The organism is Agrobacterium genomosp. 13 str. CFBP 6927 (assembly GCA_900012615.1).
GTDB lineage: Bacteria > Pseudomonadota > Alphaproteobacteria > Rhizobiales > Rhizobiaceae > Agrobacterium.
The window spans coordinates 2,567,705-2,582,347 of sequence record LT009756.1; the positions used below are offsets into that span (position 1 = coordinate 2,567,705).

Annotated in this window: 11 protein-coding genes and 1 riboswitch; of the genes, 7 read left to right on the forward strand and 4 right to left on the reverse strand. The window is 58.8% G+C overall.

From position 1 onward, the window contains the following. Position 1 precedes the first annotated feature (1 nt). The 3 genes from thiS to thiC are packed head-to-tail and all read right to left on the reverse strand — an operon-like array spanning position 2 to position 2,997. Positions 2 to 199 carry a sulfur carrier protein ThiS gene (thiS, locus tag AGR13A_RS12775; RefSeq protein ID WP_080836019.1) on the reverse strand — a complete coding sequence of 66 codons (198 nt, stop codon included), beginning with the start codon at positions 197 to 199 and terminating at the stop codon, positions 2 to 4. Then, positions 168 to 1,172 carry a glycine oxidase ThiO gene (thiO, locus tag AGR13A_RS12780; RefSeq protein WP_080836021.1) on the reverse strand — a complete coding sequence of 335 codons (1,005 nt, stop codon included), beginning with the start codon at positions 1,170 to 1,172 and terminating at the stop codon, positions 168 to 170. The genes thiS and thiO overlap by 32 nt, the downstream gene beginning before the upstream one ends. 1 nt (position 1,173) lies before the next feature. Further along, positions 1,174 to 2,997, reverse strand: coding sequence for a phosphomethylpyrimidine synthase ThiC (gene thiC / locus AGR13A_RS12785; RefSeq protein WP_080836845.1), 1,824 nt, complete (start codon positions 2,995 to 2,997; stop codon positions 1,174 to 1,176). A 95-nt stretch (positions 2,998 to 3,092) separates the two neighbouring features. Continuing rightward, positions 3,093 to 3,204, reverse strand: a riboswitch (TPP riboswitch). Between the two features lie 183 nt (positions 3,205 to 3,387). Between thiC and AGR13A_RS12790 the strand changes: the two genes are divergently transcribed. The 5 genes from AGR13A_RS12790 to AGR13A_RS12810 are packed head-to-tail and all read left to right on the forward strand — an operon-like array spanning position 3,388 to position 9,176. Then, on the forward strand, positions 3,388 to 3,639 hold the full coding sequence (locus AGR13A_RS12790) for an acyl carrier protein (protein WP_035221504.1): 252 nt from the start codon (positions 3,388 to 3,390) through the stop codon (positions 3,637 to 3,639). Continuing rightward, positions 3,639 to 4,820 (forward strand): acyl-CoA dehydrogenase family protein, encoded by a 1,182-nt coding sequence (locus AGR13A_RS12795; protein ID WP_035221507.1) that lies wholly within the window; start codon positions 3,639 to 3,641, stop codon positions 4,818 to 4,820. Before AGR13A_RS12790 ends, AGR13A_RS12795 begins: the two co-directional genes overlap by 1 nt. Positions 4,821 to 4,824: 4 nt before the next feature. Beyond that, the gene (locus AGR13A_RS12800; RefSeq protein WP_035221510.1) at positions 4,825 to 5,733 is read left to right on the forward strand and encodes an amino acid--[acyl-carrier-protein] ligase; all 909 of its coding nucleotides are present in this window, start codon (positions 4,825 to 4,827) and stop codon (positions 5,731 to 5,733) included. A 6-nt stretch (positions 5,734 to 5,739) separates the two neighbouring features. Next, on the forward strand, positions 5,740 to 6,723 hold the full coding sequence (locus AGR13A_RS12805) for a DUF1839 family protein (protein ID WP_080836023.1): 984 nt from the start codon (positions 5,740 to 5,742) through the stop codon (positions 6,721 to 6,723). Then, positions 6,720 to 9,176 carry a glycoside hydrolase family 2 protein gene (locus AGR13A_RS12810; RefSeq protein ID WP_080836025.1) on the forward strand — a complete coding sequence of 819 codons (2,457 nt, stop codon included), beginning with the start codon at positions 6,720 to 6,722 and terminating at the stop codon, positions 9,174 to 9,176. The genes AGR13A_RS12805 and AGR13A_RS12810 overlap by 4 nt, the downstream gene beginning before the upstream one ends. Here AGR13A_RS12810 and AGR13A_RS12815 read toward each other — a convergent pair. Then, positions 9,153 to 10,964: a serine aminopeptidase domain-containing protein gene (locus AGR13A_RS12815; RefSeq protein ID WP_208612396.1), complete on the reverse strand. Its 1,812-nt coding sequence runs from the start codon at positions 10,962 to 10,964 to the stop codon at positions 9,153 to 9,155. The two genes, AGR13A_RS12810 and AGR13A_RS12815, sit on opposite strands and share 24 nt — an antisense overlap. A gap of 343 nt (positions 10,965 to 11,307) precedes the next feature. Here AGR13A_RS12815 and AGR13A_RS12820 point away from each other — a divergent pair, with 343 nt between their 5' ends. Continuing rightward, on the forward strand, positions 11,308 to 14,025 hold the full coding sequence (locus tag AGR13A_RS12820) for an ABC transporter ATP-binding protein (RefSeq protein WP_080836029.1): 2,718 nt from the start codon (positions 11,308 to 11,310) through the stop codon (positions 14,023 to 14,025). 42 nt (positions 14,026 to 14,067) lie between these two features. Continuing rightward, on the forward strand, positions 14,068 to 14,523 hold the full coding sequence (locus AGR13A_RS12825; protein ID WP_035222069.1) for a cyclic nucleotide-binding domain-containing protein: 456 nt from the start codon (positions 14,068 to 14,070) through the stop codon (positions 14,521 to 14,523). Positions 14,524 to 14,643 lie beyond the last annotated feature (120 nt).

Genomic DNA, 14,643 nt, shown 5'->3' on the forward strand with positions numbered 1-14,643 from the left:
CTCAGCCTCCTTGCATCGGCGAGAGGATTTCGACACGGTCGAACGCCTTCAGCTGATAATTGGCGCGCTCTTCCGAATGCACCAGATCACCGTTCACCGCTGTCGCCAGCCAGCCGCCTTCATAATCGAGGCTGGCGAGCAGGCCGGCCAGCGTTTCAGCGGCGAGATCAAGCTCGTCGCCATTCACCAGAAGTTTCATGATCCTGTTCCTTTTGAGAGAGAGTTTGGCAGAGGATTTCAGCCGTCTGCCGCGCCATCGCCGGCGACAGCAAAAAGCCGTGCCGATGCGCGCCGTTGATGAAAATTGTCCGACCGTCTTCAATGACTTTCGGCAGATTGTCCGGGTAGGCCGGGCGTATGCCTGTGCCGGTTTCGATGATTTCAGCTTCCAGAAAGGCCGGATGAACGGCATAGGCGGCGTTCAGGAACTCCATCATCGAGCGGGCGGAAATCGCGCCCGTATCCTCTGTTTCGATCATCGTCGCACCCACCATGAAGCGGCCGGGCTCGCGCGGCACGATGTAGAGCGGAATACGCGGATGCAGCAGCCGGACGGGACGGGACAGGGAAATTTCTGACGTGGCGAGATAAAGCATCTCTCCCCGCACACCGCGAAGTCCGGAAATCGCGCCCACCGCCGCAGGGCCGGTGCAATCCACCACCCGGTCGAAAGACTGTTCATTCACCGGAACGCCCATGTGAAACCGCACGCCCAGGCCGCAAAGCCGTTCGTGCAGCGATTTCAGCGCCAGGCGCGGATCCAGATGCCCCTCGCCCGGAAAATAAAGCCCGGAGCGAAACCGCCCTGCAAGATCAGGCTCCAGGGCAGCGATTTCCCCCTCATCCACCCAACGATATCCGCTGGTCCTGGATGCGAAACGTGAAAGCTCCGCTTTGTCGCGGGCGGTTGCGACAACCAGCGTGCCATTGCGGACGACAAGGCCGGGGGTCGCCTCGTCCCACCAGTCAAGCGCCGCCTGACCGAGCGATAAGACCGCCTCCGCCGCATTTTCACGCTCGCACCATGGTGCCAGCATGCCGCCGGCATAAAAGGATGCGCCGCGAGAAGGTTCGGCATTGCGCTCCGAAACCTCGACGGAGACACCGCTCCGCGCCAGTTCGAAGGCCGCCGTTAAACCGGCGACCCCCGTTCCCTTGACAAGGACGCGCATTTTATTCGGCATTCGCGGGCGTTGCGAGCGGCATGTAAAGCTCGCCACCCTCCTTGAAACGCGCCGCCATGGCTTCCAGCCCCTCCTTCTGCGCCTCGGCGCGGATATCGTGGGAAATCCGCATGGAGCAGAATTTCGGCCCGCACATGGAGCAGAAATGCGCGACCTTATGCGCCTCTTTCGGCAGGGTCTCGTCATGGAAGGACCGCGCCGTATCCGGGTCGAGCGACAGATTGAACTGGTCTTCCCAGCGGAACTCGAACCTTGCACGCGACAGTGCATCATCCCGCACCTGCGCGGCCGGATGGCCCTTGGCGAGATCGGCGGCATGGGCGGCGATCTTGTAGGTGATGACGCCGACCTTCACGTCGTTACGATCAGGCAGGCCGAGATGTTCCTTGGGCGTGACATAGCAGAGCATCGCCGTGCCGAACCAGCCGATCATGGCAGCGCCAATACCCGAAGTGATATGGTCGTAACCGGGCGCAATATCGGTGGTCAGCGGTCCGAGCGTATAGAAAGGCGCCTCGCCGCAGGTCTTCAACTGCTTGTCCATATTTTCCTTGATCTTGTGCATCGGCACATGGCCGGGGCCTTCGATCATCACCTGGCAATCCTTCGCCCAGGCGATCTGCGTCAGCTCACCCAGCGTTTCCAGTTCAGCGAACTGCGCGGCGTCATTGGCGTCGGCAATCGAGCCGGGCCGCAGGCCGTCACCCAGCGAGAAGGAAACGTCATAAGCGCGGCAGATATCGCAGATCTCCTCGAAATGCTCATAGAGGAAACTTTCCTTGTGGTGATGCAGACACCACTTGGCCATGATCGACCCGCCACGCGAAACGATGCCGGTGACGCGGTTGACGGTGAGCGGAATGTAATGCAGCCGAACGCCGGCATGGATGGTGAAGTAATCCACACCCTGCTCGGCCTGTTCAATCAGCGTATCGCGGAACACTTCCCAGTTGAGGTCTTCGGCAATGCCGTTGACCTTCTCTAGCGCCTGATAGAGCGGCACCGTGCCGATCGGCACCGGCGAATTGCGGATGATCCATTCGCGGATATTGTGGATGTTGCGGCCGGTCGAAAGGTCCATGACGGTATCCGCGCCCCAGCGGATCGCCCAGACCATCTTCTCCACCTCCTCCGCCATGGAGGAAGTGACGGCGGAATTGCCGATATTGGCGTTGATCTTCACCAGAAAATTGCGGCCGATGATCATCGGCTCAAGTTCCGGGTGATTGATGTTGGCGGGGATGATGGCGCGGCCAGCCGCCACTTCCTGACGAACGAATTCCGCCGTGACGAAATCGGGGATTTGCGCACCAAAACTCTCGCCGTCGCGGATCAGTTTCTCCTTGGCCGCTTCGCGCCCGAGATTTTCGCGGATAGCGATGAATTCCATTTCCGGTGTGATGATGCCGGCCCGCGCATAGGCAAGCTGGGTTACCGCCTTGCCGGCTGTTGCCCTGAGCGGCTGGTGGCGCACGGAAAATTCAGGCGTCAGGCGCTCGCCGGTGGCAAAGCCGTTATCCTCCGGCTTGACGTGCCGCCCATCATAAGCCGCAACATCGCCACGGGCCACGACCCAGTCATGGCGAAGGCGCGGCAGGCCCTTTTCGATCAGAACGGGATGTGATGGATCGGTATAGGGACCGGAGGAATCGTAAACCGTTACCGGCGGTTCGCCCGCCGTCGGATGAACGGCGATCTCGCGCATCGGCACGCGGATATGGGGATGTAAAATGCCGGCTTTGTGGATTTTGGTAGAAGCGGCATGCGGCCCGGTTGTGACCGAAAGCGGGATAGTCTTGGCAGCGATATTCATCATGAGGCTCCAAAGTTTGACAGTGGAGACCCAGTTCGAGCCGGAATGATGGAAAATACCGAAGTGCCGACACCAGGCGCCTTGACGCCAGCCGGCCTTCGGTCTTTGCACCGTCCCTACGCCAGTATGAACTGGATCAGGTTCAACGGGTCACTGCGCATAACAGCAGAATCTCAGCCCCTTGGCGGGACACCCCTGGTGAATGGAAGATAGCAAAAGACACCGCCCGGGATTTGTCAAGGGCGCGGATCAACGCTTGGCAACGGTGCGGGAATGTCGCATGCTGCCGTTAGTTGTAATTAACCTAACGGTTTAGGCGAATATTATCGTTTGCAACGTAACGATAAGCACAAACCGTCCTGATATGAAATTCATGGGAGATACGTCGGAATGAATGCGACTATTCGTGAAATACTGGCGAAATTCGGCCAGCTTCCCACCCCCGTCGATACGATCGCGAATGAAGCGGATCTTTATGCAGCAGGCCTTTCTTCCTTTGCATCGGTGCAATTGATGCTGGGTATTGAGGAAGCTTTCGATATCGAGTTTCCCGACAACCTGCTGAACCGCAAGTCCTTTGCCAGCATCAAGGCGATCGAGGATACCGTTAAGCTCATTCTGGACGGCAAAGAGGCTGCCTGATGAACGTTACCGTAGCGCCGCAGGATGAAACGCTGTCCGCGCGCGCGGGCCGTGTTGCGACAATTGCAGCTAAACACGCAGACGAGGTGGATGTCACCGGCCGCTTTCCCGGGGAAGCCGTCGACGCCTTGAAGCGAGAGCGCCTGCTCGGCATTCAGGTTCCTTCTTCCCTTGGCGGCGAAGGCGCCTCGTTGCAAGAAATCGCCGATATCTGCGCCCGACTTGGCCAGGCCTGTTCGGCAACGGCAATGATTTTCGCCATGCACCACATCAAGGCATCGAGCCTTGTGGAACACGGCGAGACAAGCGCATGGCATGCGGGCTTCATGAGCCGCATCGCCAGCGAACAGCTTCTGCTCGGCTCGGCAACGACCGAAGGCGGCATCGGCGGCAATCTGCGCAACTCCATCTGCGCCATCGAGGTCGAAGGCGACTTCTGCCGGCTGGAGAAGGACGCCACCGTCATTTCCTATGGCAGCAATGCCGATGCCATTCTCATTACCTCGCGTGCGCACAAGGATGCCGCGCCCGCCGATCAGGTGATGACCGTCTTTCTGAAAAACCAGTACACGCTCGAAAAAACCCATGTCTGGGACACGCTCGGCATGCGTGGCACCTGCTCGGACGGGTTCCTGTTCCGCGGCGAGGCGCCGGCGGTGCAGATCTTCCCGAAACCATTTGCGGAAATCGCCGCCCAATCCATGCTTGCAAGCTCTCACCTGCTGTGGAGCGCCGTCTGGTACGGCATTGCGTCCGATGCGGTGCTGCGCGCCCAGTCTTTCGTCAGAGCCGCGGCGCGGAAATCGCCCGGCACCGCACCTCCGGGCGCGATCCGCCTTGCCGAGGTTTCCACCAAGCTGCAGGTGGTCAAGTCCAACATCATTGCCGGCATCAAGGCTTATGAAGACACCAAGAGCGATGCCGAAAAGCTGATGTCGATGGCCTTTGCAGTCGCTATGAACAATGTGAAAATCTGCTCTTCGGAAACCATTCTGGAGATCATCGATCATGCCATGCTGGTCTGCGGTATCATGGGTTACAAAAACGGCACACCCTACAGCCTCGGCCGTCACCTTCGCGATGCGCATTCCGCCCGCCTGATGATATCCAACGACCGCATTCTCGGTAATTCCGCCAATCTCCTCCTGGTTCACAGGCAGGACACCAGCCTCTTGGGATAAGACCATGGACATGCAAACATCCTTTCTCGATCGCCTGTTCGAAGAAGGCCTGCTGATTGAAACGGGTGTAGACGGTCTTTACGGTCGCAGCGGCCAGTTCGAGGACGTCATTGCCGCATTCGAACGGCTGATCGACCGCACGGGTGGTGCCGACGGCGCAGAAGCGATCCGTTTTCCGCCGGGCATCAACCGCGCTTATTTCGAAAAAAGCGGCTATATGAAGAGCTTCCCGCAGCTTGCCGGCACGGTCCACTCCTTCTGCGGCTGCGAGCTCGACCATGTCAGCCTGCTGAAAACCATGGATGAGGGCGGCGACTGGACCAAGGATCAGAAAGCCACCGACATCGTGCTGACGCCGGCAGCCTGCTATCCGCTTTATCCGACCATTGCCAAACGCGGCGCCTTGCCTTCCGGCGGCGGTCTTTACGACATCCAGTCCTATTGCTTCCGCCATGAACCATCCAAGGACCCCGCGCGCCAGCAGCTTTTCCGCATGCGTGAATATGTGCGCATGGGCACGGAGGCCGATGTGACCGAATTCCGCCAGATCTGGATGGATCGTGGCGTGGCGATGATGGAAGCTGTCGGGCTTGATGTGACCATCGATGTGGCCAACGATCCCTTCTTCGGCCGTGCGGGCAAGATGCTGGCCAACAACCAGCGCGACCAGAACCTGAAATTCGAATTGCTGATCCCCGTTACATCCGCCACCAATCCGACGGCCTGCATGAGCTTCAATTACCATCAGGACGCCTTTGGCCAGAAATGGGACTTGAACCTCGACAATGGCGCCGTGGCTCACACCGCCTGTGTCGGTTTCGGCCTTGAGCGTATTGCGCTGGCGCTTTTTGCCCATCACGGTCTCAATGTGAAGCAATGGCCTTCGAAGGTCGTGGAAACGCTCTGGGGCTGATCATCCATGCGGCAGATTTTCCCCGGTCTCGGTCCTCAAAATTATGTGCAGCATCCGCTTCATTCCTCAGAGAGAATGTGGCCGGAAACCAATTGCTACATTGATCTGTGGATCGAGGTGCTGGCCGCCAGGGGCCTGCCGCCGGAAGCCATGTTCGGTTTCACCCTGACGCAGGATTTCGAAGGCGACCAGTTCACCTTCTTCAAGGTGCCGCTGGAAGATCTCGAAGCGCTTTATGGCGTTCGTGCCACCGAGCTTGCGATCTTCGACCGGGTGGAAAACCACATCGAGGCGCAGCTGGAGCGCGGCCGCATCTGCCTGATCGAGATGGATAGCTTCTATATGCCCGATACCCACGGGGTGGGCTACCAGAAGGAGCACGGCAAGACCACCATCGCCATCAACCGGCTCGATCTGGCGAAGCGGGAACTCGACTATTTCCACAATGCCGGTTTTTTCCATTTATCGGGCGAAGACTTTGACGGCCTGTTCCAGCACCATCTGCAGGAAACCGACCCGCCATTCCTGCCCTATACGGAATTTGCAAAATTCGCGGACACCAATCCTTCACCGGCCCATATCCGCAAGACAGCCGAACGGCTGCTGAAGTTTCATTTTTCAAGACGCCCTTCCGCCAACCCGGTCAAGGCTTTCGCGGCCGTGTTCCCGGCCCAGGTGGAGAAGGTCGCCGACAGGCCTTTCGGCTTTTTCCATAAATATGCCTTCAACACGCTGCGCCAGCTCGGCGCCAATTTCGAACTGGCGGCAAGCCATCTCGAATGGCTGGACAAGGACGGCTTTTCTGAAGCCAGAGACCATGCATTGCGCATTTCCGAGGTCGCCAAGACCGTACAGTTCCAGCTTGCCCGCGCCGTGACGCGCCGCAAGTTCGATGCGCTCGCCTCCGTGCTCGATCCGGCTGCGGAAGCATGGGAAGGCCTGATGGAGAGCCTGGCCGCAGAACTGTCGAACGCCAGCGAGGCCGCGTGAGGACTTATCTTCCGGGTGAAAGCGTGGAATTGCTGAGCGAAGGCTGGACGCTGACGCTGACGCCGGCCAATGCCTTTGAGACACCGTCCGATATTTCCGCAACCCTTGAAAGCCTCAACGTATCCGTTCCCGGCACGGTGGCGCAGGCGTTGGAAATGGCCGGAAAATTCGACCGCCTTGCCCCGGTGACCCTGAACGACAAGGACGCCTGGTATCGCCTGACCATGATTTCCGATGCGCGAGAGCGGGCGATCCTGCGCTTCGATGGTCTTTCCACAATTGCCGAAATTTTCTTCAACGGGGAGTTGATTGCAGCCAGCCAGAGCATGTTCGAAAGGCTGGAGGTCCCAGTCAAGCTGACCGGTGCGGACGAGCTGTCGATCTGCTTCCGGGCGCTTGCGCCGAGGCTGGAGAAAACCGGACCCCGTGCCCGCTGGCGGCCGCAGATGATGAACACGCAAGGGCTGCGGCTGATCCGCACCACGGCGCTTGGCTATATGCCCGGCTGGTGCCCGGAAATCCATGCCGCCGGCCCATGGCGACCCATCAGCCTGATAAGGCAGGAGGGTGTACTCTGCACGGTCCGGTCCTCGCTGGATGAAACCGGCACGGGAACCGTCGCTATTGCCGTGGAAATAGGCCGTACCGTGGTAACGGCGCGGCTGACCTGCGCCGGTTACAGCACCGATCTTTCGAGCGCCGAAAACGGCAAATTCTTCGGTGAACTCCAGATACCCGGCATCGAAACCTGGTGGCCCCACACGCACGGCCGACCGGCGCTCCACGAAATCTTTCTGGAGCTGGACGGCGAGCAACACCGGCTTGGCCGCACCGGCTTCCGAAAGCTGGAGATCGATCAAGGCGAAGACGGCGACGGTTTCGGGCTCAGGATAAACGGACAATCCGTCTTCTGCCGCGGCGCGGTCTGGACAACGGCAGATATTGTACGCCTGCCGGGATCGAGGGCGGATTACAAGCCGTGGCTCAAAAAAGCGGCCGAAGCCGGCATGAACATGATCCGTGTCGGCGGAACCATGGCCTATGAGACGCCGGAATTCTTCGCGCTTTGCGACGAACTCGGCATCATGGTCTGGCAGGACGCCATGCTCGCCAACTTCGATTACCCGGCAAAAGATGAGGCCCTCCACCAGCATATCGTCACGGAAATCTCGCAGTTCCTTGAGGCGATTGCCCTTTCTCCCTCGCTCACCGTTTTTTGCGGTGGCAGCGAAATGTACCAGCAGGGCGCAATGCTCGGTCTGCCGGAGCAGATCTGGAAGGGAATGCTCACCGAAGAAATTCTGCCGGACGTGGTGGCCGAGAAACGGCCGGACGCGGTCTATGTCGCCAATTCACCCTCAGGCGGCGCATTGCCGTTTTTCCCCAATGCCGGGATCGGCCATTATTATGGCGTCGGCGCCTATTGCCGCCCGCTTGAAGACGCCCGCCGTGCCGATGTGCGCTTTGCCGCCGAATGCCTCGCCTTCGCCAATATTCCCGAACAGGAAACGCTCGACAGACATCTTCCCGCACTGGCGGTGCATGATCCGCGATGGAAGGCCCGCGCGCCACGCGATCGCGGCGCCTCCTGGGATTTCGAGGATGTCCGCGACCACTATCTAAAACTGCTTTACGAGGTCGAACCGGATGTGTTGCGCCGCGAGGATGGCGGCCTTTATCTCGACATGTCCCGCGCCGCCACCGCCGAGGTCATGGAAGCAACCTTCGCCGAATGGCGACGCGACGCCTCCTCCTGCCGGGGCGCGCTTGTCTGGACCTTGCAGGATCTGGTTCCCGGCGCGGGCTGGGGTGTCATTGACGCCACCGGCAGGCCAAAATCCGTCTGGCATGCGCTGAAGAGAGCGTTTCGCCCGATGCAGGTCAGTCTTTCCGATGAAGGCACCAACGGGCTGGACATTCATCTGATCAATGAAACCGGCAATGGCCTCGAAGCCATGCTGGAACTGACCTGCCTGCGCGACGGCACGCAACCCGTTGTCCACGCCAAACGGCCGCTTAAGCTCCTGCCACGACAGGGCCAGACGATCGCCGCAACCGATTTGTTCGGCGCCTTTTTCGATACGACCTATGCCTATCGTTTCGGCCCGCCATCCCATGATGTCACGGTGGCGCGGCTTCGTGATGTCGCGACCGGGCTTGTCATCGCCGACGCATTCCATTTTCCGCTCGGTCGGAAAAAGGCGCTGCATGCTGCCAATCTTCAGCTGGGAGCAAGTGAGGAAAAAGGGGTGTGGTCGCTCGAGATCGGCACCGACCGGTTGGCGCAATCCGTCCATATCACGACGGAAGGGTACCGCGCCTCGGAAAACTGGTTCCACCTCGCCCCCGGCGAGAGCAAAAAAGTCACCCTTCTGCCGGATACCGCGACACCCGAAACGCCACCGACGGGCGAGGTGATGTCACTCGGGTCAAGCCGGCGTTTTTCCTTTTAGGGCCAGCCGCTTCACCGTATCGATATAGATTTTTTTCGCTTCGGGCGTAGAAAGATTGTGATCCGCATCGGGAATAATGGTCAGCGACACATTCCTGTAATCCGATAACCCCTTGCCATCGGCATCGAAATAATACCGGAAATGCTCAAGACCGTCGTCATTGTCGCTGTAAAGCAGGCTGATGGCGGTGTTCTGCGCCTTCAACTTCTCAAAAGCGCCATAGACGGCACGCCCTTCCTCGCTCCCCTTGCGGAAAAGCCTCGCCGTTTTTGTCGAAAGCTTCTTGAGTGTCGCCTTGCCGATGTTCAGTCCGGCGCTCATCACATCGACATCACCGCTGATGAGGCGCCTGAATGTCGCGCCCTGGCGAAAACGCTGGCTGTACTCACCGAAGGAACGCGGCCGCTTGTGCAGCGCCTCATCCACCGAGCGCCCTTTCTGCCAATGGAAGACAACCGGATTGACCGCAACCACGGCGCTGATCCGGCTATCGGCAAGCGCACCGTTAAAGGCAAGATAGGCGCCGCTGCAACGGCCCGCCGCAATCAAAGGTCCATTGCCACGCCGGTCAAGGAAATCGAGCGCGGCGGACACGTCATCATTCTGCGCAAGATCGTAGAGAACCTGATCCGGCACGTCCTTGACTGGAGGGCTGTCGGCAATATTGGCCGCGTCGAAGCGGAGCGAGGCGATGCCTTCGCGTGCAAGCGCGCGGGCCGTCTGGACGGATAGCCTGCCCCAACCCGCGTGCCGGTCATAGGCCGCACCGAGAAGAAGAACCGATGAAACACTCTCCCGGTCGTCCGGCTCACAAAGGACGCCGAAAAGCCGCCCGCTTTCGCCAAATTGCACCGGCTGTTCGTAAAAGTCGCGACCGCGATGCGAGGCGTTGACGGCAAAATCCTCCTGCGGCCCCACCGCGTTCCCGGCGCGGATCTGCGACAGGACCCAGCCCACCAGCCGGTTCACCACATCGTCGGATATTTTCGAAAGCGTGGGACTGGAGACGAGATCGTCATAGCCTGAAAATTCCGCCTCCTCCACCTCGCTCCCAATCGTGGCAAGGTGTCTGGCAAAATCGCTGTCGGTCACCCGGCCCGGTCTCGACAGGAGCAGAACCGTATGTGCCGGGGCGGCATCCATATTTGAAAGATTGACCTTCTTGATGCTGTCCGCAATGCCTGCCGGCATGGCCATGCCGGCAATGGACCCCGGCTGCGCCATGCGCTGCGCGGGGAGAAGGCCAAGGCCATCGTCGATCATGGACGACCACATGGCCAGTTCGCGAAGATAGGCGCGTCCGGAAACGACAGGCGCCAAAAGCGCCATAGAACCGACGGCCGCCGCATCGGCAAGTGCCTGTATTGCGATTAGACAACCGAGGCCCTGAGCGATGACCACCACCCCGGAACAGCCGGAAAGACGCTTCAGATAATCGAGCGCCGCCCGCGTATCGGAAAGCCAGTCCGCCGCGCGGCCGGTATCTTCCGGATCGAGCGCATCGCCTGCACCATGATAGTCAAAGCGAAGGCTGGCGACGCCGGAGGCGGCCAGCCGCTCGGCGATAACGCGCTGAAACTTGCGGCTGCACAGCTCTTCCATACCCCAGGGGCTGACGAAAAGAACCGCGTGACCCTGTTTGACGTCTTTGCGTGCCGGATGGAAAATACCCGTACACCCTTGAAAAGAAACCGGGTGTGCCATCGACCCATCCGATGCAATGCCGAAAAGCGACAACGTATCAAGGGAAGGTTCACTGCCTGCACGCTCAGAAATATCTATTGCCATTGACCTTGCCATCATTGCGCCAGTGTCTGGCTCAACCATTTACGGGATCACTATACCGAAGCGTCTTAACGCCTGTTCTACAATAAAAATAGTAACATTAGAAAAATCTAAACATATCGCGGCCTTTACAACTATCAAAAGACGCGCGGCAACATGATCACGGCAAAGGCCGGCAAGCGCTCGACACGAACGCTATTTTGCTCGAAACCGCTTGAATATACTGATAAATAGCGAGTCCCGTACCTATTTGCAGGAGGAGGTTCCGCCGCCCGGCAGCCTGACCGTCTTGACACCGCGCAAACCAACACGCCGGGCCCGGCCCGACAGGTCATAGAAGTTTTATATGGAACAAAGCCTTACGCGTTACATCTGGTCGCATACGAGGCGGCAGCAGCTTTTCATCCTGCTGATCGTCGCCCTGTCCATGATCCCCTATTTCCTGGCTTTCGATCTGCCCAAGCAGATTGTCAACGGCCCTATTCAGGGGGACGGCTTCGAAGGGGCAAACGCGACGCAGCTTTTCATGCATCTCACGGTGGATATTCCCTATTGGGGAACCGTGACACTGTTTCCGGGACTCGAACTCAACCGCATGTCGATGCTGATGGCGCTCAGCCTTACCTTCCTTGCGCTTGTCATCATCAACGGCCTTTTCAAATATTACATCAATACCTACAAGGGCCGCCTCGGTGAACGGCTGCTCCGGCGCATCCGCTTCGAGCTTATCGACAAGATCCTGCGGTTTCCGCCCACCCACTTCAAGCGGGTCAAGGGCGCCGAAATATCCAGCATGGTAAAGGATGAGGTCGAGCCGCTGGGCGGGTTTACCGGCGACGCCTTCGTACAGCCGGCGCTTCTCGGTGGTCAGGCGCTTTCCGCGCTCTTCTTCATTCTCGTGCAGAATTTCTGGCTGGGCCTGATTGCGGCTTTCATGGCCGCCATTCAGGTGGGCATCATCCCCAAGATGCGCCGCCGCCTCATCGAACTCGGTCGGCAGCGGCAGCTGAGCGCGCGCCAGCTTGCCGGACGCATCGGCGAAATGGTCGACGGCATCGGCACCATCCACGCCTATGACACCTCCAATTTCGAGCGAGCCGACGCCTCCCACCGGCTGGGCGACATCTTCAAGATCCGCTACGATCTCTACCAGTGGAAGTTCCTGGTCAAATTCATCAACAACTTCCTCGCACAGCTCACCCCCTTCTTCTTTTATGCGCTCGGCGGTTATCTCACTCTCAAGGGCAGCCTCGATGTCGGCCAGCTGGTCGCGGTCATCAACGCCTACAAGGAACTGCCCGGACCGCTCAAGGAACTGATTGACTGGGATCAGGCGCGTCAGGATGTCCAGGTTAAATACGAACAGGTCTTCGAACAGTTCGACGCCCCGAACATGATCGACGAAAAAGTGCAGAAACTGTCGCCGGGAACGGTGGCGGCAATCACCGCGCCGATCGTGGTCACCAATCTGACGCTCGAAGACGATAGCGGCAGCCGGCTTCTGGAGCAGGCATCGCTGAAAATCGAACCGGGCGAGGTAATCGCCATCGTCGGCGGCTCCGGGGCAGAGGCGCTGGCGGATGCGATTGGCCGCACGCTGTGGCCGACCTCCGGCAAGATCAGCATCAACGATGTCGACATATTGGAACTGCCGGAATCGCTGACGGGACGACGCATCTCCTATGTGTCCTCCGACAGCTATTTTTTCCATGCCAGCCTGATGGATAACCTGCTTTACGGCCTCAAACACGCCCCGCTTGCGGATAAGGACTATCAGGGTGCGGCGCTCGAACATCGCAAATGGGAGATCCGGGAAGCCAAGATGGCCGGCAATCCGCTGATCGACATCAACAGCGAATGGATCGACTATGCCGCCAGCCCTGCGGGTGACGGCAGACCGGAAAACCTCATCAAGGCCATTCTTGCCGTTCTCGATAGCGTCGAGCTCTCGCAGGATATTCTGGAATTTGCGCTGCGTTCGTCGATCGACCCTCTGACCGACCTGCACCTTGCCGCCCGCATCGTGGAACTGCGGCATGTCCTGCGCGCCGAACTGGAAAAGGAGAATCTCAGCGGCCTCATCGCGCCCTTCGAACTGGAGAGCTACAACAGCGAGGCGACGGTTGGCGAAAACCTGCTGTTCGGCACCATGCGCGACTCCACCCAGACGATCAGGACCATCATCGAAAGCGACTATTTCCGATCCTTGATGCGCGAGACCGGCCTTGTCAAAATCCTGTTCGAGATGGGTTACACGATTGCCGAAAACATCGTGGAAATCTTCGCCGACCTGCCGGGGGACCACCCGTTCTTCCAGCAGCTCACATTCATGACGCCTGACGATATTCCGGTCTATCAGCAAATGCTGCAACGCCTTCAGGGCCGGGGTTTCGACGACGCCAATGAAAGCGAAAAGCGCGCGATGCTGCGGCTGAGCTTCTTTTACATCGAGCCCAGGCAGCGTTTCGGCCTTCTGTCACCGGAAATCATGAACCGGATCGTCGAAGTCCGGCACATGTTCCATGAAAACCTGCCCGACAGCCTGAAGAACGTGATCGAAATCTACGATCCGACAAAATACATGAGCGCCACCAGCCTCCTGGACAATATTCTCTTCGGCAAGGTCAGCCACCGCTATACGGACGCATCGCGGCGCATCACCCGCATTGTCGCGGATGTCATGCGCAAGCAGGGCGTTTACGAGCGTGTTCTGGCAGTGGGTCTGGATTTCAACCTCGGCGCCGGCGGCAAGCGGCTCGGGCCGCTCCAGCGCCAGAAACTCAACCTTGCAAGGGCGCTGATCCGCAAGTCCGATTATTATGTCTTCAACCGCCCTCTTCCCGGCCTTGATCCCCGACAGCAGGAGGAAATCGTCGAACGGGTCATCACATTCCTGAAACAGAACAACAATAACCCCTCGATCGTATGGGTTCTGTCGAATGCAACGCTTTCGCGCATGTTTGGCCGGGTTATCGTTGTCCACCAGGGCCTGATCACCGCCGACGGAAGTTACGAGACTCTCGCTGAGGAAAACGGTACATTCAAGGAAATGGTCGCAACATAAATCCAAGAAGTGGCCGAGGTGGAACAGGAACAGGGTAAGACGATGCTATTCAAAGACGAAATTCAAATGCTGAAACGCGTACCATTTTTCTCGGAAATGGAACCGTCGAAGCTTAAACTACTCGCATTCGCATCCGATCGGGTGTCCTATCACACTGGCGACGTGTTGTTCCGGCAGGGCGATGTTGGAGATGCCGCCTATGTTCTTTTGACCGGAAAAGTCGATGTTCTGGTCGATTCTCCATCGGGCACGCTGAAAGTGGCCGAAATGACGGGCAATGCCATCGTCGGCGAAATCGCCATCCTCTGCGACAGCGTCAGAACGGCAACCATCCGCGCTTCGACCGATGTGGAAGCCCTGCGGATCGGCAAGGAGCAGTTCTTCAAGCTCATGTCGGATTTCCCTGACATTACCATCAAGGTCATGCGCGTTCTTGCCGAACGCCTCACCCAGACGACGACGGAACTGAGCAAAGCGCGCGCAAACGCCAGAACATGAGCAGCAATTCCTTGCTACCGTGACGGGCGATATTGGAAAAATAAATGTCGCACCATTGCAATATAAATGAAATGCTGACTGAATAAGGGGTAAAGGCATCCGCCAAAAAAGGGCGGATAT